This window comes from Methylobacterium aquaticum (assembly GCF_016804325.1).
GTDB classification, from domain to species: Bacteria; Pseudomonadota; Alphaproteobacteria; order Rhizobiales; family Beijerinckiaceae; genus Methylobacterium; species Methylobacterium aquaticum_C.
Map to the genome: position 1 here is coordinate 848,125 of NZ_CP043627.1, position 21,479 is coordinate 869,603.

Annotated in this window: 16 protein-coding genes and 1 pseudogene; 11 read left to right on the forward strand and 6 right to left on the reverse strand. The window is 68.4% G+C overall.

Features of this window, described 5'->3' with window-relative positions; genetic code table 11:
• Positions 1 to 232: 232 nt before the first annotated feature.
• Positions 233 to 1,363 carry a glycosyltransferase family 4 protein gene (locus F1D61_RS03735; RefSeq protein WP_203156567.1) on the reverse strand — a complete coding sequence of 377 codons (1,131 nt, stop codon included), beginning with the start codon at positions 1,361 to 1,363 and terminating at the stop codon, positions 233 to 235.
• 349 nt (positions 1,364 to 1,712) lie between these two features.
• On the opposite strand from F1D61_RS03735, the gene rpmI reads away from it, so the two are divergent.
• The 9 genes from rpmI (at position 1,713) to F1D61_RS03780 (ending at position 12,396) form a co-directional block, all read left to right on the forward strand.
• Positions 1,713 to 1,916, forward strand: a complete 204-nt coding sequence (gene rpmI, locus F1D61_RS03740; protein ID WP_007561407.1) for a 50S ribosomal protein L35 — start codon at positions 1,713 to 1,715, stop codon at positions 1,914 to 1,916.
• 67 nt (positions 1,917 to 1,983) lie between these two features.
• Positions 1,984 to 2,361 carry a 50S ribosomal protein L20 gene (gene rplT, locus F1D61_RS03745; protein WP_203156568.1) on the forward strand — a complete coding sequence of 126 codons (378 nt, stop codon included), beginning with the start codon at positions 1,984 to 1,986 and terminating at the stop codon, positions 2,359 to 2,361.
• Between the two features lie 167 nt (positions 2,362 to 2,528).
• Positions 2,529 to 3,611, forward strand: a complete 1,083-nt coding sequence (gene pheS, locus F1D61_RS03750) for a phenylalanine--tRNA ligase subunit alpha (protein WP_203156569.1) — start codon at positions 2,529 to 2,531, stop codon at positions 3,609 to 3,611.
• A gap of 37 nt (positions 3,612 to 3,648) precedes the next feature.
• On the forward strand, positions 3,649 to 3,978 hold the full coding sequence (locus F1D61_RS03755; protein ID WP_203156570.1) for a hypothetical protein: 330 nt from the start codon (positions 3,649 to 3,651) through the stop codon (positions 3,976 to 3,978).
• Entirely contained in the window at positions 3,975 to 4,463 is a 489-nt protein-coding gene (locus F1D61_RS03760) for a hypothetical protein (protein WP_203156571.1), read from the forward strand. The genes F1D61_RS03755 and F1D61_RS03760 overlap by 4 nt, the downstream gene beginning before the upstream one ends.
• Positions 4,464 to 4,482: 19 nt before the next feature.
• Positions 4,483 to 6,906, forward strand: coding sequence for a phenylalanine--tRNA ligase subunit beta (pheT, locus tag F1D61_RS03765; protein WP_203156572.1), 2,424 nt, complete (start codon positions 4,483 to 4,485; stop codon positions 6,904 to 6,906).
• 149 nt (positions 6,907 to 7,055) lie between these two features.
• Positions 7,056 to 7,988 (forward strand): DUF1186 domain-containing protein, encoded by a 933-nt coding sequence (locus tag F1D61_RS03770; protein WP_203156573.1) that lies wholly within the window; start codon positions 7,056 to 7,058, stop codon positions 7,986 to 7,988.
• A gap of 759 nt (positions 7,989 to 8,747) precedes the next feature.
• Positions 8,748 to 9,830 (forward strand): GGDEF domain-containing protein, encoded by a 1,083-nt coding sequence (locus F1D61_RS34770; protein ID WP_203156574.1) that lies wholly within the window; start codon positions 8,748 to 8,750, stop codon positions 9,828 to 9,830.
• 580 nt (positions 9,831 to 10,410) lie between these two features.
• On the forward strand, positions 10,411 to 12,396 hold the full coding sequence (locus tag F1D61_RS03780; RefSeq protein ID WP_246775696.1) for a methyl-accepting chemotaxis protein: 1,986 nt from the start codon (positions 10,411 to 10,413) through the stop codon (positions 12,394 to 12,396).
• An 18-nt stretch (positions 12,397 to 12,414) separates the two neighbouring features.
• On the opposite strand, the gene F1D61_RS03785 is transcribed toward F1D61_RS03780, so the two are convergent.
• Positions 12,415 to 13,194, reverse strand: coding sequence for a HesA/MoeB/ThiF family protein (locus F1D61_RS03785; RefSeq protein ID WP_203156576.1), 780 nt, complete (start codon positions 13,192 to 13,194; stop codon positions 12,415 to 12,417).
• Positions 13,195 to 13,316: 122 nt separating this feature from the next.
• On the opposite strand from F1D61_RS03785, the gene dapE reads away from it, so the two are divergent.
• Positions 13,317 to 14,504, forward strand: a complete 1,188-nt coding sequence (gene dapE / locus F1D61_RS03790; RefSeq protein ID WP_203156577.1) for a succinyl-diaminopimelate desuccinylase — start codon at positions 13,317 to 13,319, stop codon at positions 14,502 to 14,504.
• Positions 14,505 to 14,559: 55 nt separating this feature from the next.
• Entirely contained in the window at positions 14,560 to 15,129 is a 570-nt protein-coding gene (locus F1D61_RS03795; protein WP_203156578.1) for a hypothetical protein, read from the forward strand.
• A gap of 534 nt (positions 15,130 to 15,663) precedes the next feature.
• On the opposite strand, the pseudogene F1D61_RS03800 reads toward F1D61_RS03795, so the two are convergent.
• The 4 genes and pseudogenes from F1D61_RS03800 to F1D61_RS03815 form a co-directional block, all read right to left on the reverse strand.
• Positions 15,664 to 17,517: pseudogene (locus F1D61_RS03800) on the reverse strand (ABC transporter ATP-binding protein).
• Between the two features lie 187 nt (positions 17,518 to 17,704).
• The gene (locus tag F1D61_RS03805) at positions 17,705 to 18,631 is read right to left on the reverse strand and encodes an ABC transporter permease (protein WP_203156579.1); all 927 of its coding nucleotides are present in this window, start codon (positions 18,629 to 18,631) and stop codon (positions 17,705 to 17,707) included.
• Positions 18,597 to 19,556, reverse strand: coding sequence for an ABC transporter permease (locus F1D61_RS03810; protein WP_203156580.1), 960 nt, complete (start codon positions 19,554 to 19,556; stop codon positions 18,597 to 18,599). Before F1D61_RS03810 ends, F1D61_RS03805 begins: the two co-directional genes overlap by 35 nt.
• Before the next feature lie 12 nt (positions 19,557 to 19,568).
• Positions 19,569 to 21,362: a peptide ABC transporter substrate-binding protein gene (locus F1D61_RS03815; protein ID WP_203156581.1), complete on the reverse strand. Its 1,794-nt coding sequence runs from the start codon at positions 21,360 to 21,362 to the stop codon at positions 19,569 to 19,571.
• Positions 21,363 to 21,479: the final 117 nt, after the last annotated feature.

Here is a 21,479-nt window from a genome sequence, read left to right on the forward strand (position 1 = left end):
GGCCGCGAAAGCGGAGCCCGGAATCCAGAGCCGCTGCGAGTTCAGGATCAAGCGAAGACCTGCCCGCCTCGTTCTTTACCAACCGAGTTTCTGGATTCCGGGCTCTGCTGCGCAGCCCCGGAATGACGCGGAGGGTACGAGGACCGTCGAGCGAGCCGAAGTCATTCGCGCCAGCAAAAAGGCCCGGCCCCCTCGCGGGAACCGGGCCTCTTCGTCAGGACTGCGAGGCGGATCAGACCGCGCGGAGCGCCGGATGCGCCGCGCCGTTGGCCACGCCGTTGAAGGCGGCCGGCGCCCCGAGGGTCAGGCCCGGGATCTTGATCGCGTCCGGGTCGCCGGCGAGCAGCGACTCGTAGGCAGCGACGTAGGAACGCGCCATGACGCTCGCGGTGAAGCGGGTCTCGAAGTAGCGGCGCACGCCCTCGCGGCTCATCGCCTTGCAGGTCTCGACCGCCGCGATGGCCTCGTCCATCGACTCGACCACGACGCCCGAGACGCCGTCCTTGATGACCTCCGGCACGGAGCCGTTGCGCCACGCAATCACCGGGGTGCCCGCCGACATCGCCTCGATCATCACCAGGCCGAAAGGCTCCGGCCAGTCGATCGGGAAGGCGAGCGCCAGAGCGTTGCCGAGGAATTCGTGCTTCTGGTCCTCGTTGATCTCGCCGATATATTCGACCAGCGGGTGATGGGTCATCGGCTCGATGACCTCGTCCCAGTATTCCTGGTCCGCCTTGTCGACCTTGGCGGCGATCTTCAGCTTCACGCCCGAAGCCTTGGCGATCTCGATCGCGCGGTCGGGGCGCTTCTCAGGGGAGATGCGGCCGAGGAAGGCGAGGTAGCCGCCGTCCTTCGGGTTGGGCGAGAAGCGGCAATTCTCCGCCGGCAGGCCGTGATGGATCGTCTCGAGCCAGTTGGCGTTCTCGGGCATCGGCCCGCGCTGGTGGTCGGAGATCGACACGAGCGGCATGCCCGTGAAGGTGCGGTAGACCGGCATGAAGTCCGGCACGTCGAGCCGCCCGTGCAGGGTGGTGACGCATTTGTGGTTGAACTCCTCGAACAGCGGGTACTGCAGGAGGTCGATGTGGAAGTGGATGATGTCGAACTCGTCCGCCCGCCGGCGCAGGTGGTAGAGCATGGCGAGGTGGCTGGCGACGTGGTCGCGGATGCCGGCGAGCCGGAGCCCTTCCGGGCAGCAGGCGACCAGCTTGGCGCTCGTCTCCGAGTCGCCGCTCGCGAACAGCGTCACGTCGTGGCCCTGCCGGACCAGCTCTTCGGTGAGCCAGGAGACGACACGCTCGGTGCCGCCGTAGAACTTCGGCGGAACGGCCTCCGCGAGAGGGGCTACCTGGGCAATGCGCACGAGCAAATCTCCTGGGACGCCGAACGATGGCGGTTCACGTTGGCGGGACTTAAACAGGATGGGGCCTGAGCGGGACATGAACGAAACCGCGTGGGCACGTTTATGGTTCCGTTGCGGCGCACAACGCCAGTGCGAGGGCCGGACGGTTCCCGCCTCACACAGGGATGTGTCGCCCGACGATGCGACGATTGCGTGAATCCCTGGGGCCTGCTATAGCGCGCGCCTCGCTGAACCGCCCGGCCGTGAGGGCTGCCGTGGCGGTTCGTGTCGCTCCACACCATCGATCGAGCGCGATCGTCGGGGCCCGCCCGTGGCGGATCCCCGGTGGAGTTCGCGTCAGGAGAGCAAAATGCCCAAGCTGAAGACCAAGTCGGGCGCCAAGAAGCGCTTCAAGATCACCGGGACCGGCAAGGTCATGTACGCCCAGGCCGGCAAGCGCCACGGCATGATCAAGCGGACCACGAAGCAGATCCGCAACCTGCGCGGCACGACCACCCTGTTCGAGGGCGATGCCGCCAACGTGAAGAAGTACTTCCTGCCGAACGCCCGGTAAGAACTGGCTTCGCTCGAGAAGACGCTTCGTCCGAAAATCTGTTTCGTAGAATTCCCAGGAGATCACCATGGCCCGCGTCAAGCGCGGCGTGACCAGCCACGCCAAGCACAAGAAGGTTTTCAAGGCCGCCAAGGGCTATTACGGCCGGCGCAAGAACACGATCCGGATCGCCAAGCAGGCGGTCGAGAAGGGCATGCAATATGCCTACCGCGATCGTAAGAACAAGAAGCGCAACTTCCGCGCCCTGTGGATCCAGCGCATCAACGCTGCGGTCCGTCCGCACGGCCTGACCTATTCGCGCTTCATCAACGGCCTCGCCAAGGCCGGCGTGCAGGTCGACCGCAAGGCGCTCTCCGAGCTCGCCATCCACGAGCCGGCGGCGTTCGTCGCCGTGGTCGAGAAGGCCAAGTCCGTCCTGCCGGCCGAGCTCGTCAAGGCGGCCTGACGCCGGTTGCGCCCGGGCCCGCACCCTCGCGCGGGCCCCTCGAAGAGACCACCATCACGGCCCGCCCGCGCGGGCCGTTTTGCGTTGCGCGGGTCGTTTCCGGTGCTCCGGGTTGACGGGGCGGGGCGACGCGTTGCAGGGCATCCGCGAGCCCGATTGAGCAGACCATGACCGATCTCACCAGCCTCGAAACCGATCTTCTCGCCCAGGTGACTGGCGCCGCCGACGAGGCCGCGCTCGAGGGTGTGCGCGTCGCCGCCCTCGGCAAGAAGGGCGCCGTCTCCGAGCTGCTGAAGACCTTAGGCGGCATGAGCCCCGAGGCCCGCAAGGAGCAGGGGCCCCTGATCAACGGCCTGCGCGACCGGGTCCAGGGTGCGATCCAGTCGCGGCGCGAGACGCTGGCGGAAGCCGCGCTGACGGCGCGGCTGTCCGCCGAGCGGATCGACGTGACCCTGCCGGTGCGCGAGGGGCCGGAGACCCGCGGCCGCATCCACCCGATCACCCAGGTGATGGACGAGATCACGGCGATCTTCGGCGACATGGGCTTCTCGATCGCCGAGGGGCCGGACGTCGAGACCGACGACCTGAACTTCACCGCGCTCAACTTCCCCGAGGGCCATCCGGCCCGGGAGATGCACGACACCTTCTTCCTGCGGCCCGACCGGGACGGAAAGCGCAAGCTCCTGCGCACCCACACCTCGCCGGTGCAGGTCCGCACCATGCGCTCCGTGCAGCCGCCGATCCGGGTGATCTGCCCGGGCCGCACCTACCGGCACGATTCCGACCAGACCCACACCCCGATGTTCCACCAGGTCGAAGGCCTGGTGATCGACAAGCAGGCCAATATCTCCCACCTGAAGTGGATCCTGGAGGAATTCTGCAAGGCGTTCTTCGAGGTCGACAGCGTGAAGATGCGCTTCCGGCCGTCGTTCTTCCCCTTCACCGAGCCCTCGGCCGAGGTCGACATCCAGTGCTCGCGCAAGGGCGGCGAGATCCGCTTCGGCGAGGGCGACGACTGGCTCGAGATCCTCGGCTGCGGCATGGTCCACCCGAACGTGCTCCGCAATTGCGGCCTCGACCCGGACAGCGTCCAGGGCTTCGCCTGGGGCATGGGCATCGACCGGATCGCGATGCTCAAATACGGCATGACGGACCTGCGCCCGTTCTTCGAGGCGGATGTCCGCTGGCTCGAGCATTACGGCTTCCGGCCCCTCGACATCCCGAGCCTGGTCGGCGGCCTGACCGGCTGAGAGACACACCCGCAGAGGCATTTGCGCGAGGCGCACCATGACCGTGGACGAGATCACGACGATCGCCGACGAGATCCTGACCCGGTATCTCACCGCGTCCGGGTACGAGCGGGTCGAGGTGCGCCCAGGTTACAACCAGTCCGACGAGCCTTCGCTGTTCGTCGTCGCGCACATGAAGCCGGGCTCCGGCGTGACCGGGGGCAAGGAATCCAACGCCGCCAACGCGGCGCTCTGGCTCGCCCTGCGCGAGAAGGGGGAAGAGCGCTTCCCCTATCTCGATTTCGATTATCCGGACGACGAGATCTTCGGGGACGACGACGACGATGATCGGGAACGGGATGACCGGGATTCGGAAGTGAACGCGTGATGGCGCGGCTCGGCAATCCCCTCGTCTACGATCTCCTCGTCGTCGCCGAGATGCTCGCCGACCAGCGGGGGCGTCGCAACCTGCAGAAGGCCGCGATGCGCCGTGCCGTCAGCTCTGCGTATTATGCGGTGTTTCACGGTCTCTGCTTCGTGAGCACGCGCGCCCTCGGCTTCTGGCGGCGAGATCCGGCGCTGACCGAGCCGGTCTACCGGCTCCTCGACCACGGCCAGATCCGAAGGCGCCTGGCCGGGCGGGAGGCGGCTGAACTCGGATCGATCGTCGTCGAGATCAGCGCAGCCTTCGCCTACCTCCAGGATCGCCGGCATCAGGCGGATTACAGCCCGCCCAGCCTGAACATCCATCGCGACGTGACCCGCAACGTCGTGGCCCGTGCCAAGCAGGCCGTGGCCGACCTCGAAACCCTCGACGACGACCAGTGCCGCCGCCTGGCCGTCCTTCTCATCACCAAGGCCCGGCTCGCCTGAGCCGAGAGGTTTTATCCCGATGAAATTCACCCTCTCCTGGCTCAAGGACCACCTCGACACCGACGCCTCCCTCGACGTGATCGTCGAGACGCTGACCCGCATCGGGCTGGAGGTCGAGCGCGTCGAGGACAAGGCGGCGGCGCTGTCGGCCTACCGCATCGCCGCGGTGCTCACCGCCGAGCAGCACCCCAACGCCGACCGCCTGCGGGTCTGCACCGTCGATACCGGCGAGGGCGCGCCCGTGCAGGTGGTCTGCGGCGCGCCGAACGCGCGGGCCGGCATGAAGACCGTGTTCGCCCCCCCGGGCACCTACGTGCCGGGCAAGAACATCACCCTGTCGGTGGGCGTGATCCGCGGCGTCGAGAGCCGGGGCATGCTGTGCTCGGGTGCCGAGCTCGGCCTGTCGGACGACCATGACGGCATCCTCGACCTGCCCGCCGAGGCGCCCGTGGGCCAGCCCTACGCCACCTTCGCCCGCCTCGACGATCCGGTGATCGAGATCAACCTGACGCCGAACCGGCCCGACTGCACCGGCATTTCCGGCATCGCCCGCGATCTGGCGGCGACCGGCATCGGCACGCTCAAGCGCGAGCAGCTGGCGCCGGTGCGCGGGGAGGGGGCCTGCCCGGTCTCCGTCACCCGCGACTTCGCCCCGGAGGACGCCCATCTCTGCCCGCTCTTCGGCTTGCGGCTGGTGCGCGGCGTCAGGAACGGGCCGTCGCCCGAATGGATGCGCCGGCGGCTGACTGCGATCGGCCTGCGGCCGATCAATGCGCTCGTCGACATCACCAACTACGTCACCTTCGACCGCGGCCGGCCGCTCCACGTCTTCGACGCCGCCAAGGTGAAGGGCGACCTCACCGTGCGCCGCGCCCGCGAGGGCGAAGAGATCGTGGCCCTCGACGGCCGGACCTACCGGCTCGACGACGGCGCGATCGTCATCGCCGACGAGAACGGCGTCGAGTCGATCGCCGGCATCATGGGCGGTGAGCATTCGGGCTGCGACGAGGGCACGACCGACGTGCTGATCGAATCGGCGCTGTGGGATCCGCTCACCATCGCCCGCACCGGGCGGCGCCTCGGCATCGTCACCGATGCGCGCTACCGCTTCGAGCGCGGGGTCGACCCGGCCTTCGCCCTGCCCGGCCTCGATCTCGCGACGAAGCTCGTGCTCGAGCTCTGCGGCGGCACCCCGAGCCAGGCGACCGTGTCGGGCGAGGTGCCGGATACCGACCGCATCATCGACTTCCCGTGGACCGAGGTGCGCCGGCTGTCCGGCCTCGACCTGCCGCGGCCCGAGATGAAGGTGACGCTGGAATCGCTCGGCTTCCACGTCGCCGGCTCGGGCGACCGGGTGAAGGTGCTCTCGCCGTCCTGGCGCCCCGACGTCGAGGGCAAGGCCGACCTCGTCGAGGAGATCATCCGCATCGCCGGCCTCGACCGGATCGAGCCCAAGCCCCTGCCGCGGATCGACGCGACGGTGATCCGCCCGGTCCTCACGGTGATGCAGAAGCGCACCCGGCAGGCCAAGCGCGAATTCGCCGCCCGCGGCCTCGTCGAGGCGGTGACCTGGTCGTTCATCGCGCATGACGACGCCACCCTGTTCGGCGGCGGCAAGCCGGAACTGGCGCTGGCCAACCCCATCGCCGCCGACCTGTCGGACATGCGCCCGAGCCTGGTGCCGGGCCTCGCCCGCGCCGCCCAGCGCAACGCCGACCGCGGATACGGCGACGTCGCGCTGTTCGAGGTCGGGCAGTGCTTTTCCTCCGACCAGCCCGAGGGCCAGACCACGAAGGCCACCGCGCTCCGCCGCGGCTCCGCCCGCCATGGCGGCGCCGGCCGGCACTGGGACGGCGCGGCACGGCCCGTCGACGCCTTCGAGGCCAAGGCCGACGCGCTCGCGCTGCTCGCCTCCCTCGGCGTGCCGACCGGCGGCCTCCAGATCGTGGCCGGCGGGCCGGACTGGCTGCATCCCGGCCGCTCCGGCACGCTGCAATTCGGGCCGCGCAACCCCGTCGGCGTCTTCGGCGAACTGCACCCGCGGGTGCTCAAGGCCCTCGACGTCAAGGGCCCGGTGGTGGTCTGCGAGATCACCCTCGACGCCCTGCCGCTGCCCAAGTACCGGCCGACCAAGATGAAGCCGGCGGCCCACCTGCCGGACTTCCAGCCGCTCACCCGCGACTTCGCCTTCGTGGTCTCGCGCAAGGTCGCGGCCGGCGACATCCTGAAGGCGGCGCAAGCCGCCGAGCGCACCCTGGTGACGGCAATCGAGGTGTTCGACGTCTACGAAGGCGCCGGAATCGGCGAGGACCAGAAGTCCGTCGCCGTGGCGGTGCGGCTGCAGCCGACCGACCGCACCCTGACCGACGCCGAGATCGAGGCGGTGAGCCAGAAGATCGTCGCCGAGGTGACGCGCAAGACCGGCGCGACCCTGCGGGGCTGACGAGGGCATTCTCCGGCGAAGCGGATACCGGTTCGTCGGCGAATATCGGCAAAATCCAGAGACCTGGAGTCCTTCACGATTGTATCGCGATCGTGAGGGACTCCAGCCGATATCCGGCGGTGCCGGCCGGGCGGAAGACGGGGGGAGCGATGGCCGAGACAGATCTGATTCGGGAACTCGCTGCGGCGGTCCACCTGCCGGAGGCGGCCTTGCGGCGGGCGATGGCGAATCCGGACGCGATCCTCCTGCCGGTCATGGTTTTCCTTATCCGCGCCGCCGATGCCGGCATCGAGGAGGGCACCGAGCCGCTGAACGACGCCGAATCGAACGTGCTGTTCTGGGGCATCCACGTCCTGGCCGCGGTCGGCGAGGGCCGGATCTACGATCCGCTGATGCGGCTGCTGCGCCGCGACGACGACACGGTCGAGTCAGCGCTCGGCGATGATTTCCACGTCACGCTCCCGGGCATCGTCGCCAGCACCTTCGACGGCGACGTCGACCGCCTGCTCGCCGCGATCGCCGGCGAGGTGCCGGACGGCCTCACGCGGATGGAGCTGTTCCATGCCCTGGCGCTGCTGACCGCCGACGGTGAGATCGACCGGGAGACCGTGCGGGACTTCCTGGTCCGCTTCGACGCCGAGCGCCTGGGCGGGGACAGCGAGGAGGCGTGGCAGGGCTGGGAGGACGCGGTCGCCCTGCTCGGATTCGACGACCTCGCGCCCCGCCTCAAGGCGGCGCGCAAGGATGGCCGCAATACCGACCTCTTCATCGACTGGGAGACGGTGCAGGAGACGCTGAAGGAGGCTCGCCTGCAGCCCAAGAGCCGGGCGCGGTTCGCCAATTACCGCATCGACTACCTCGACGACCCTGTCGCGGCGCTGGAGCATACCCGCGAGGGCGCCTACGACCACCTGCCGAAGCTCGACGACGACGGTGTCCCGATCCCCGAGCGCAATCCCTACCGCGATGTCGGCCGCAACGATCCGTGTCCCTGCGGCAGCGGCAAGAAGTTCAAGAAGTGCTGCCTCGACAAGGTCGAGCAGGGGCTGCCCGCCCTGCCGCCGCTGCCGCCGCTGCGCTGACGACCTCCCGAGCCTCATACCAACGGTCGTTGGACACGACCTTTGATTCCGTTCTCGAATTGTCGTCAAGCCTCCGGCTTGGCATAGACAATTCGAGATGGCTCAATGGCCCGATGCGTCAGCATCTTGGGCCATTGGTATCATTCGCCGGAACGGTCACCGGTTCGGCGAAGGACGATGATGCAGGGGCAAGACGATCGGGTACTGGTTCCCGGTGCGGCTCCACTGCCCACGCCAGTGGCGTGGAGCCCGCCGGCCAGGGGGACATTCCACCCCCACCCTCGTGCCGAGGTGGTCGCAGATCGCCCGCGATCTTCGATCGCCAGCACCTCAGGATGAGGTCGCGAGTGGAAACGCCCGGAACCCGGACGAGCGATCCGGTCGTGCGCCGTGGCCGAGCGACCGTGACGATCTTCATATCTTCGGCTTTCGGAGCATTTCCCGCGCCGAACCGATATCCACGTCGTCGGAGAATGCTTCGGCATCGGAGTTGAGATAAATCGGCCGCACAAAGAAACGTAAGGTCGGGTGGCGGCCCGTTCGGTCATAATTATCGCCTGCCTAGGACAGGCATTATTTCATGCACGCGTTGCCGCTTCGGCATGGACAGTCTGTCTCTATTCAATTTATTTTAACTTCATTAAAAAAGAGAATTCATGAAATAAAAGTATTTTTAATGCATGAGGCGTATCGTATTGCGGAATTAATTCCTCTTCAGGGCACGGCCACGTCATGTATCTCCCGCCCCGGAACCGATTGATGAGGTGGATCGCCGACGTCGGGAGCGAGCTTCCCGGCCCGGTCCAGCAGCGCTTGCGATCATACTTCTATACGTCGAAGATCGCGCTGGTCGTCGGGGCCATCAACACGATCGCCGTGGCCACCGTCGCCTACTTTCGTACCGACAATCCCGTTTTTGCGGCCATCGCGCTCGCCGATCTGTTCCTCCTCGTCACCCGTGTCGCCCTGCTGGGGCGTGTGAACGCGTCGTCGGGTCCCCTCTTCGCCTGCGGCCTGCTCTGGGCCGGCCTGCTCGGGGCGACCAGCGCCCTGGTCGTCACGACGGCGGACGTCGCCATGTCGATCGTCGCGCTGGCCTCCGGCCTGGGCGCCATCGGCGGCATCACCGGTCGGAACTTCGCGGCACGCCGCTATGCCATGATGCAGGTGCTCATCATCGATCTCAGCTACAAAGTCCCGTTCACGAGCGTCTATCCAGAGTTCATCCCGCTGATCCTGGTGCAGACGATGGTGTTCGTGCTCATGAACTGGAGTATCATGAACCAGAATCGGGCGGCGACGATCCAGGCGATACAAGGCGAGATGGAAAGCCGCCGGCAATCCGTCACCGACCCGCTGACGGGTCTCACCAATCGCCGCGGGCTGGAGGAGGCGTTCGACGCCCTCCACGCGACCGGTCGGCGTCCGACGTTGTTCTATCTCGACCTCGACGGCTTCAAGCAGGTGAACGACCGCCTCGGTCATGGGACCGGGGACATCGTGCTTCGCGAGGTCGCGCGGCGTCTGCGCGACGTGGTCGGGCCGCACGATACGGTTTGCCGTCTAGGCGGCGACGAATTTCTCGTGCTGGCGGCCCAGATCGATCGGCGAGCGGCGCAGCGGGTCGGCGACCGGATCGTCGCGGCGATCGCGGTGCCTTTCGCCATCGACGACAATCTCTCCGCGAAGATCGGCGTGAGCATCGGCATCGCGGAAGACGGCTCGACTCTCGCGGCGATGATGTTGCGGGCGGATCAGGCTCTCTATGCCTCGAAAACCTCGGGCAAGGGATGCTGCACCCTCTTCCGCGAGCCCGATCCGGCTCTGGGTACGGCGGCCTGACGGGCCGCCGCGGACATTCATGTCCTTCTGGGTTCCGCCTCGGTCCCCGCGTGACGATCGCGGGTGTCGATGCGGCCGAATCCCTCGAACGGATCCCGAGGACGGGATCGCACATCGAGCGGGGCCTCCCGCGCCGTGCTCTGAACCGGCCTCGGGGGCTCGGAGCGCCGTGATGCGGCGACCGGGCCGGATCTCGCGCGTCCGAGGCAGGGCCGTCGGAGACCGCGCAAGCCGGTTTCCTGGCTCCGTCGTCTCCGGCAAGGCATCGACCCGAGTACGCGACCCACGGTCAGCTGGTCCCTGTGCTGTGCAATTTTTGTGCATCAAGCCTCAAGGGCGGGCATTTCGGTGCCGCGTCATGTGTGGCACCTCTTCGCAATATACGCATCACGTCGCTCAATCCTGAGATCGACTTCGGATGCCGATGTCTTCCGAGTTCGAAGCGGATTCGTCTACTGTCGGCGGAAAATTTTTTCGTACGGGCTTGGATTCTCGACGATTAACCGGTTCTTTTATGAGTCTGCCCTAGCGTCGCGCCACCTACCCCTCGGCGAGGCGGACGACACCGATGCGAATCCCCATGCGTGCGCGCCTCTATGGCGGTTTCACGCTCCTGGCGCTCCTGGCTGCCGTGATGGGCGGCTTCTCCTACCGGCAGCTCGACAGCCTCGAGGAGGCTTACCGGGCCAAGGGCCGGATCGAGCAGGCGGCCCGTGAACTCTTCACGCTCAACGGCCTGATCGACCGCTTCACCCTCCAGGCGGTCACGTTCCGCACCATGCAGACGCCGGAGGCGGAACCCGCCCTGCGCTCCAGCCTGTCGGAGATCGTCCAGCTCGCCGACGGACTCGCCGAGCGGGCCATGACCGAGGAGCGGCGCGGGCTCTACCGCGACCTCGGCATTCAGGCGACAAGCCTCACGGCAGAGGTCCCGCGGGTGATCGTGCTCGGGACCCAGATCCGCGAGAACAAGGCCGGCGTCTACACGGCGGGCGACGACCTGACCAAGGCTTCGGGCGCCCTCGTCGCCCAGCTCCGGTCGGGCGGGGACGATGCCGTCCTGGCGCAGGCGGTGGAGATCGAGCGCACCCTGCTGCTGTTCCGCGTGATGAACTGGCGCTTCCTGGCGACCACCGACCCGAAGACGCGCGTGCTCTCCGCCACGCAATTCACCAATGCCGAGGCGACGATCGCGAAGCTGAAGGGCTTGAGCCTGACGCCGGCGCAGCGGCGCGACCTCGGCACCGTCGAGGAGACCCTGCAGCGCCTCAACCGGCACATCACGGCGGCGGCCGCCGCGATGCTGGAGAGCCAGGACCTGTTCACCCGGAGCATCAAGCCGAAAGCCGACGCGATCGCCGCCTCGGGCGCGGTCGCACGGGAGAAGCTGGAGGGCGTGGTCCAGGAGATCACCCTGCGCAGCGACGCCACGATGGCGACGGCGAAACGCGTCCAGGTCGTGCTGCTCGTCCTCATCCTGGGCCTCAGCCTCGTCCTCGCCATGCTGATCGCCCGCAGCCTCACCCGTCCGATCGCCGGCATGACCCGGGCGATGACCCGCCTGGCCGCGGGCGAGACCGATGTCGCGATCCCGTCGCGGGACGCCACTGACGAGATGGGCGAGATGGCCCGCGCCGTGGAGATCTTCCGCCGCAACGCGGTGGAGCGCCTCGCCCTGGAGGCCGACCGCGAGGCGCAGGCCTCCGCCCGCCAGCGCCGCGCCGACCGGGTCGACTGCCTCATCTCCGCCTTCCAGCAGCGGGTCGCCGGCTCGCTCGAGATCGTCACCTCGGCCGCCTCCGAACTCGACGCGACCGCCCGCTCGATGACCCACGTCGCCGACGGCACCAACGCCCAGGCGGTCGCCTCCAGCGCCGCCGCCGAGGAGACCTCGGCCAACGTCCAGACCGTCGCGGCGGCGGCCGAGGAGATGGTGGCCTCCCTGCGCGAGATCGAGCGCCAGGTGGTCCATTCGCGCGAGGTCGCCGGCCACGCCGCCCACGAGGCCGACGCCACCAACGTCGTCATGGCGAGCCTCGGCACCGCCGCGACCCAGATCGGGGCCGCCGTCACCACGATCTCGGCCATCGCCAGCCAGACCAACCTGCTGGCGCTCAACGCCACGATCGAGGCGGCCCGGGCGGGCGATGCCGGCCGCGGCTTCGCGGTGGTGGCCGCCGAGGTGAAGGAGCTCGCCGGCCAGACGGCCCGCGCCACCGAGGAGATCGGCGGGCAGATCACGGCGATCCAGGCCGCCACCGATCGGGCCGGCACCGCCATCCGGCAGATCAGCGGCACGATCGCGGCGCTCAACGAGATCAGCGGCGCCATCGCGGCGACGGTGGTGCAGCAGACCGCCGCGACCGCGGAGATCTCGCGCAACGCCACGCAAGCCGCCCGCGGCACCCAGGACGTCTCGTCGAGCGTCGCCCGCGTGCGTTCGCTGGCCGACGAGACCGGTGGTGCCGCCTCGCAGGTGCTCTCGGCCGCCGCCGACCTGGCGACCCAGTCCCTGACGGTCAAGCGGGAGGTCGACGGCTTCCTGGGCGAGATCCGGGCCGCCTGACTGATCTCGGGACGGGCCTTACTGGTCCGTCCCGCTCAACGGATTCGCCGGATCCCAGGCATAGGACAAGGTCTCGAAGCGCAAGGACCGGGCATCGACCATCAGCAGCCGGCCGACCAGGGGCTCGCCGAAGCCTGCGACGGCGCGGATCACCTCGAGCGCCATCAGCGAGCCCATCAGCCCGGCGAGTGCCCCGAGCACCCCGGCCTCGGCGCAGGTCGGGACGGAGCCGGCCGGCGGCGGGCTCGGGAACAGGCAGCGATAGGTCGGGTTCGGCCGCCCGTCCGGCCCGGTCTCGTGGGCGCGGATCGTGGTGAGCGAGCCGTCGAACTGGCCGAGCGCCGCGGTCACCAGGGGCCGGCGGGCGCGGTAGCAGGCATCCGAGACGGCGTAGCGGGTGGCGAAATTGTCCGAGCCGTCGGCGACGAGGTCGTAGGCCGCGATCAGGTCTTCGGCGTTCTCCGGCGTCAGCCGGGTCGCGTGGGTCTCGATCCGGACGTTCGGGTTGAGCCGGGCGATCGCCTCGGCCGCGCTCTCGACCTTCAATCGTCCGAGATCGGGCGTGCCGTGGATCACCTGGCGCTGGAGGTTCGACAGCGAGACCGTATCGTCGTCGACGAGGCCGATCGTGCCGATCCCGGCCGCCGCCAGGTACTGGATCAGCGGCGCCCCGAGGCCCCCGGCGCCGATCACCAGCACGCGGGCCGCCTTGAGCCGGACCTGGCCGGGACCGCCGACCTCCCGCAGCACGATGTGGCGGGCGTAGCGTTCGATCTCGTCGGGGCTGAGGGCGCTCATCCGGGAGGATGTAAGCGAGAGGCCGGGCGCGGGGAAGGCCCTCGACGGCGGCGGTTCTCAATCCCGCTTTTCGGCGCTACGGCTCCCGGCAACCGATCCGCCCTCGAACCACCGGCTGCCCCGTGACCGATCCGCATTCCCCCCTCAGCCTAGCCCAGGGGCTGATCCGCTGTCCCTCCGTGACGCCGCAGGAGGGCGGGGCGCTCGCCTATCTGGCCGGGATCCTGACGGCGGCCGGGTTCACGGTCGAGCGCCCGGTCTTCTCGGAAGCCGGCACGCCGGATATCGAGAACCTGTATGCCCGGATCGGGACGGGCCCGTGCCTGCTGCTCGCCGGCCATACCGACGTGGTCCCGCCCGGCGACGCCGCGTCCTGGCGCCACGATCCCTTCGCCGGCACGGTCGAGAACGGGGAGCTGTTCGGCCGCGGCGCGGTCGACATGAAGGGCGGCATCGCCTGCATGCTGGCGGCGGTGCTGGCCTTCCTGGAGCGGCGCGGGCCGGATTTCGGCGGTGCCATCGCGTTCCTGATCACCGGCGACGAGGAGGGGCCGGCGGTGAACGGCACCGTCAAGCTCCTCGACTGGGCGCGGGCGAGGGGCGAGCGGTTCAGCCATTGCCTGCTCGGCGAGCCGACCAATCCCGACACCCTCGGCGAGATGATCAAGATCGGCCGGCGCGGCTCGCTCACCGCCACCCTCACCGTGCATGGCGTGCAGGGCCACGTCGCCTATCCGCACCGGGCCGAGAACCCGATCCCCGGCCTGCTGCGCCTGGCGCAGGGTCTGCTCGCCGCGCCGCTCGATGCCGGAACGGCGCATTTCGACGCCTCGAACCTCGAATTCACCACGATGGATGTCGGCAACCCGGCGACCAACGTGATCCCGGCCGAGGCGCGAGCGACCTTCAACATCCGCTTCAACGACCTCTGGACGCCCGAGACCCTGGCCGCCGAGCTGGACCGCCGATTGGCCTCGGCCGCCGGCAACCGGGTGCGCTACAGCCTCGACGTGCGCCCGACCAACTCCGTCGCCTTCCTGACCCAGCCCGACGCCTTCGTGGAGACGGTGGCGGACGCGATCCAGGCCGAGACCGGGCGCCGGCCGGCGCTTTCGACCACCGGCGGCACCTCGGATGCCCGCTTCATCAAGGATGCCTGCCCGGTGATCGAGTTCGGCCTCGTCGGGCAGACGATGCACCAGGTCGACGAGCGGGTGGCGGTCGCGGATCTCGACCGGCTCGCGGCGATCGTCGGCCGGGTGCTGGACGCCTATTTCCCCGGCGAGGATGCGACGCAGCGTCAGGCTTGACCGGTCTTAGACGAAAGTTGAATCTGGCGGCCTCGACTTCCTCCTGAGGCCGCTGATGTTCGTGAGCGCTGACGAGGTGACCCGGTCCTTACGCGGCACGGCCGGGCTGATCGGCCGCCGGCCGGATGCCCTGCGCCACTTCGACGTGAGCGAGCGCGGCTTCTGGCGCTCCTTCGGGGCGGTCTGGCTCACGGCGCCTGCGGTGACGGTGGCCCTGTTCCTGGAGCGCGGGGCCGGCACGTCGCCGTTCCAGCTCGATCAGGTGACGGCGGCCTTGCTCGCCGGGCTGGCGGCGGCGTTCCTGGCGGTGCCGCTCGCGATGATCGTGCTCCTGCGCCGCCTCGGCCGCACCCGGGCCTACGTTCCCTTCGTGGTCGTGACCAACTGGCTGCTCGCGGCGGGTCTCGTCGCCCTGGCGCTGCCTGGCTGCCTGCTGCTGCTCGGCCTCGCGACGCCGGGTCTCGCGGCGATCGAGGCCGCCGCCTTCGCGGTGGTGCTGCTGTGGCTGCACGGCCGCGCCGCCCGGGCGATCCTCGGCCTGCCGGGCCCGGCGGCGGCTCTCGTCACGCTCGCCTGTTTCGGACTGATCGTCGGCTTGGCCGGCGGGGCGCATGCTTTGGTGTGAACCGCATCACGATGAAATTGTCTATCCCATCCGCGATCTATTCATGGAATTCTGATTGATTGAACTCTTCGAATCTCAGAGTCTGTTTGACTTGCGAAAATTTGGCTGCAAGGACCTTTTCATCCCTCTCGCGACCTCATCCTGAGGTGTTAGTCGATCGCAGATCGACTGACCTCGAAGGAGGGCTCCAGAAGTCTTCGCGATCCCTGGAGCCCTCCTTCGAGGCTCACTTCGTTCGCACCTCAGGATGAGGTTAGCGGGTAGGATGATCCCATCTGCCTCAAATATTCGGTAGAAATCCTGCTCAAACAGGCTCTCAAACTCTCCGGGTCATTCCGGGGCCGCGCAGCGGAGCCCGGAATTCAGAACCGCAGGTGTGAAAGAATAAAGCGGAATACGAATCGTCTTTTTCTGAACCATCCGCGGCTCTGGATTCCGGGCTCCGCTGCGCGGCCCCAGAATGACGTGGAGGGTGGTCAAGATTGCTGCGCAAGTCAAACAGCCCTCAGGCTCGCCGAGCGGCCCGACAGCGGCTCACGCCACCGCCGCGACCGCCACCGCGGCCGGCCCCTCCCATTCCGACCCCAGACCTGGACCACGTGGCCCGGCGAGACCTCCCGGTACAGCCGCTCCGGCGGCGCGTAATCGACCGGGCGGATCGGGCTCTTGATCTCGTCGCTGCGCACCGCGTGGAGCTGGCGCCGGCGGCCCGGATCGGGGACCGGCACCGCGGCGATCAGCTTCTTCGTATAGGGGTGCTGGGGCGAGCCGAAGATCGCCGCGCGGGGCCGATCTCGACGATCTCGCCGAGATACATCACGGCGACCCGGTGGCTCACCCGTTCCACCACCGCCATGTCGTGCGAGATGAACAGGTAGGCCAGACCCAGCGAGGCCTGGAGGTCGAGCATCAGGTTCACCACCTGCGCCTTCACCGAGACGTCGAGGGCCGAGACCGATTCGTCTGCCACGATCAGCCGGGGTTCGAGCGCGAGCGTCCGGGCGATGCAGATGCGCTGCCTCTGGCCGCCGGAGAATTCATGCGGGAAACGGCTCGCCATCTCGGGCTTGAGGCCGACCCGGCGCAGCAGGTCGGCGGCGCGCTCGCGCGCCTCCTTGCGCGAGCAGAGGCGGTTGATCAGCAGCGGCTCGGCGATGGCCGCGCCGACGCTCATGCGCGGATCGAGGCTGGCGAAGGGATCCTGGAAGATCATCTGCATCCGCCGGCGTGCGGCGCGGAGCGCGGCGGGCGACAGGCCGAGCACGTCCTCGCCGTCGAGGAGCACCGAACCGGCGACCGGCTCGATCAGCCGCAGCACCGAGCGGCCGGTGGTGGACTTGCCGCAGCCCGATTCGCCGACGAGGGCCAGGGTCTCGCCCTCGCGCACCGCAAAGGAGACGTTCTCGACCGCGTGGACCCGGCCGCGCACCCGCGAGAGCAGGCCGCCGCGGATGTCGAAGCGGGTGGTCAGCCCCTTCACCTCCAGGACCGGGCGCCCGCCTCGCGCACGGTGTCGGGCAGGGCTGGGGCGGCTTCCGGCTCGCCGGTGGCGCGGTCGACGATCGGGAAGCGGGCCGGATGCGGCTGGTCCTTCATCGCCCCGAGGGTCGGCACGGCGGCGAGCAGCGCCCGGCTGTAGGGATGGGCCGGGCGGCGGAAGATCTGCTCGGTCGCCCCGATCTCGACGGCGCGGCCGTCGACCATCACCACGGTGCGGTCGGCGATCTCGGCCACCACCCCCATGTCGTGGGTGATGAACAGGACCGACATGCCCTCCTCCTCCTGGAGGAGCTTGATGAGGTCGAGGATCTGGGCCTGGATCGTCACGTCGAGCGCCGTCGTCGGCTCGTCGGCGATCAGGAGCTTGGGCCGGCAGGCGAGCGCCATCGCGATCATCACCCGCTGGCGCATGCCGCCGGAGAAGCGGTGCGGATAATCGTGGACCCGCGAGGCGGCGGCGGGGATGCGGACCTTGTCGAACAGCCGCACCGTCTCGGCCTCGGCCTGCGCCTGCGACATCCCGCGATGCAGCCGCAGCGCCTCGCCGATCTGGAAGCCGACGGTGAGCACCGGGTTCAGGCTCGTCATCGGCTCCTGGAAGATCATCGCGACGTCGTCGCCGCGGATGCGCCGCATCTCGGCGTCGGGCAGGCGCAGGAGGTCGCGCCCCTCCAGCAGCACCCGGCCGCCGGTGCGCGTCGCGTCGCGCGGGGTGAGCCGCATGATCGACATCGCCGTGACGCTTTTCCCTGAGCCCGATTCGCCGACGAGGGCGACGGTCTCCTTCGGGCCGATGTCGAACGAGACGCCGTGCACCACCGGGCGCCAGGCCTGCTCGGAGCGGAACGCGACGGTGAGGTCCTGGACCGAGAGGATCGGGGTGGTCATCGTGGGCTACCCTGCTCACGCACTCTCCCACCCGCGACCTCATCCTGAGGTGCGAGCGGAGCGAGCCTCGAAGGAGACTTCCAGCGGTCTCCGAGGGATCTGGAGGCCTCCTTCGAGGTCAGCCCATCTCCGATGGGCTGACACCTCAGGATGAGGCCCAGGGTGGGAATCCAGGCGAAGCGTGCCGTCACAACACCCGCCGCGGATCGAGCGCGTCGCGCAGGCCGTCGCCGATGAAGTTGATCGACAGGACGGTCAGGAAGATCGCGGCGCCCGGGAACAGCGCCCAGTGCGGCGCGACGTCGAGGTGGTCCTTGGCGTCGTAGAGGAGCCGTCCCCAGGTCGGGATGTCGGGCGGGAAGCCGAGGCCTAAGAACGACAGGGTCGATTCGGCGATGATCGCCGACGACACCTCGATCGTCGCCGCGACGATGACCGGGCCGATCGCGTTCGGCAGGATGTGGCGGGTCACGAGGTGCCAGGCGGTGGCGCCTTGCGAGCGCGCGGCTTCCACGAATTCCTTCTCGCGCAAGGACAGGAACTGCGCCCGCACGAGGCGGGCCACCGGCATCCAGCGCAGGCCGCCGATGACGGCGACGATCATCACGAAGACGCCGCCCTCGACCCCGAAGACCTGCTTCAGCTGGTCGCGGAAGAGGTAGATGATGAGGAGCAGGAGCGGCAGCTGCGGCAGCGACAGGAACAGGTCGGTCAGCCACATCAGGAACGGGTCGAGGAAGCGCCGCGACATGCCGGCGAGCGCGCCCACCACCACGCCGACGAAGGTCGCCACCACCATGGCGGCAAAGCCCACCGCCAGCGAGATCCGTCCGCCGTAGATCATCCGGGCGAGCAGGTCCTGGCCGAGGTCGTCGGTGCCGAGCGGGTGGGCCCAGGACGGACCCTGGAGGGTGGCGGCGAAGTCGATGTCGTCGATCGCCACCGGCCAGACCCAGCCGCCGACGAGGACCGCGAGCACCAGCAGGCCGAGCACCCCGACGCTGACGACCGCGAGGCGGTGGCGGCGGAAGCGCCGCCAGGTGTCCCGCCCCGAGGCTGCCGGCGGCGCAGGCGCCGCCTCAGCGGTAGGAGATGCGAGGGTCGAGCCAGCCATAGAGGAGGTCCGCGACGAGGTTGAACAGGACGACGAGGCAGGCGAACACGAAGGTGACGGCCATCACCACCGGCGTATCGTTGGCGAGCATCGCGTTGATGAGGAGCGAGCCGATGCCGGGAATCCGGAAGATCTGCTCGGTGACGATGGCGCCGCCGAACACCGCCGGGATCTGGAGTGCGACCAGCGTCACGACCGGGATCAGGGCGTTGCGGGCGATGTGGCGGACCGTGACGGTGCCGTCCGACAGGCCCTTGGCCCGGGCGGTGGTGACGTAGTCGAGGCGCGCCACGTCGAGCACCGAGGCGCGGACGTAGCGGGTATAGGAGGCGGCCTGGAAGAAGCCGAGCACGCAGACCGGCATGATCGCCTGTCGGACGTGCTCCCAGGCCCAGCGCCAGCCCGTCGCCGAGATGTCGGCCTGGTAGACAAAGGGCAGCCAGTCCAGCGTCAGGCTGAACAGCAGGATGAACAGGAGGCCGGTGAAGAAGGTCGGCAGCGAGAAGCCGATGAAGGCGAGCGTGTTCGCCACCTGGTCGAAGACCGAGTAGGGCCGGATCGCCGCCAGGATGCCGACCGGCACGGCGATGAGCAGCGCCAGCACCTGCGACGAGCCGACCACGAACAGGGTCGTGGGCAGGCGTTGCAGGATCAGTTCGTCGACGTTCACCCGGCTGGCGAAGGAGAAGCCCCAGTCGCCCTGGAGCATCGCCGTCAGCCAGTGCAGGTAGCGCACCAGGATCGGGTCATCGAGGCCGAATTTCAGCCGCAGGGCCTCGCGCACCTCCGGCGGCACGTTGGGGTTGGTGGCAAGCTCCCCGAATGGGTCGCCCGGCGCCAGCGCCAGGACGGTGAACAGGATGAGGCTGATCCCGAGCAGGCTCGGGATCGCGATCAGCAGGCGGCGGAGGAGATAGGCTCCCATCTGTGGGTCTTTTTAAGCCTGCTTGTACCACTCGGCCAGGAAGGTCAGCGAGTTGTCCCAGCCGGTCGAGGGCGCCTGGAGCTTGGCGTTGACCGCCGAGACTTGGGCGCGATGGAGCAAAGGCAGGACGTAATCGGCCACCACCAGGTCGTTCATCTTGACGAACAGGGCGGCGCGCTTGACGAGATCGAGCTCGCCCTGCGCCGCGCGGAAGGCGGCATCGACCTCCGGGTTCTGCATCCGGCAGATGTTGCGGCCCTGCCACTTGTTGGCCTTGGTGGCGGCCTCCCAGGAGACGTATTGGAGCGCGAACACCGCCGGATCGGCCTGGTTCATGTTCCAGGTATACATCTCCATGTCGGCGTAGAAATGCGGATAGGTATCCGGGTTCGCCACGTCGGAGGAGAAGAATACCGAGCCGGGAATCGACTTCAGCTCCATGTCGATGCCGGCCTTCTGAGCGGCCTGCTTGATGATCGCCTGGGTCTTCTGGCGCGGCGCGTTGATCGAGGTCTGGAAGACGAATTTCAGCTTCTTGCCGTCCTTGGCGCGGATGCCGTCGCCGCCCTTCTTCCAGCCAGCCTCCTCCAGGATCTGCGCCGCCTTGTCGGCATCGAAGGCAAAGGAGGTGTTCTTCGAGACGAAGGGGGCCGGGCCGTTGAAGACGTTGGCGGTGGCCCGCGCAGTGCGACCGTAGATGTATTGCTGGATCGCCGCCCGGTTGACGAGCAGGTTCATCGCCTTGCGCACCGCCGGATCCGAGAAGGCCGGGTGCTTGGTCTTGAGCGAGGCGCGCTCGCCGTCGATCTCGGTGTTCGGGTCGGTGGCGTTGAGCAGCAGGAATTCGAGGTTGCCGCCGAAATCCATCTTGACCCGGCCCTTGCCCTCGGCCTCGAGCCGCTTGAGGATCTCGTCCTCGACCTGCATGTTCCAGGCATAGTCGTATTCGGCGGTCTGGAGCACCGCACGGGCGGCCGAGACCGCGTCGCCGCCGCCCTTCATCTCGATCGAGTCGAAGAACGGCCGGTTCGGCACGTGGTAATCGGGGTTGCGCACGCCGCGCAGGATGTCGCCCGGGCGGAACTCGCTGAACTTGTAGGGCCCGGTGCCGACCGGCGCGAGGTTGGCCGGCGCGTCGCGGGACTTGTCACCGGTATAGTCGGCGAAGACGTGCTTGGGAATCATCATGCCGACCGTCGACACGAAGGCGTCGGCCCAGAACGGGGTCGGCTGCTTGAACAGCACCTTGACGGTGTGGTCGTCGATCTTCTCGACCTTGATGTCGTTGTAGCTGCCCGAGGTGGTCGCGGCGGTGGCCGGATTGCTGGCATATTGCCAGTTGAACACCACGTCATCGGCGGTGAAGGGCTTGCCGTCGTGCCACTTCACGTTCGGCTTCAGCTTCCAGGTCACCGAGCGGCCGTCGGCCGCGACGCCGCCATTCTCCTTGGAGGGGATCTCGGCCGCCAGGATCGGGAAGAGGTTGCCGTCGGCATCCCAGGCCGCCAGCGGCTCGTAGAAGATCCGCGAGCCTTCCTGGTCCTTGGTGCCGATGGCGAAATGCGGGTTGATCAGGGTCGGGGCCTGCCAGAACAGCAGCTTCAAGGGCCCGCCGCCGCCGGCCTTCGTCGGCTTGTAATCGTCCCGCAGGGCATTCGCCGCGAAGGCGACGCCGTTCTGGGCCAGCATCATCCCGGCCATCGGGGCGGTGAGGCCGAGCGCGAGCATCCGCCGAACGAAACCGCGCCGCGACAGGCTCCCGTCCTTCACCTCGCCGATCATCGCGCGCAGGTCATGCTCGGTCATGGACGCTCACCCTTCTGGCTGGCCTCGAGAAACTGACAGGCACAATCGCGCCCGCGCTCCCGGTCCGCAAGCCACTGAAAATCGTTGCCCCGGGTCATTCGGCTCCGGAGCCGTTAG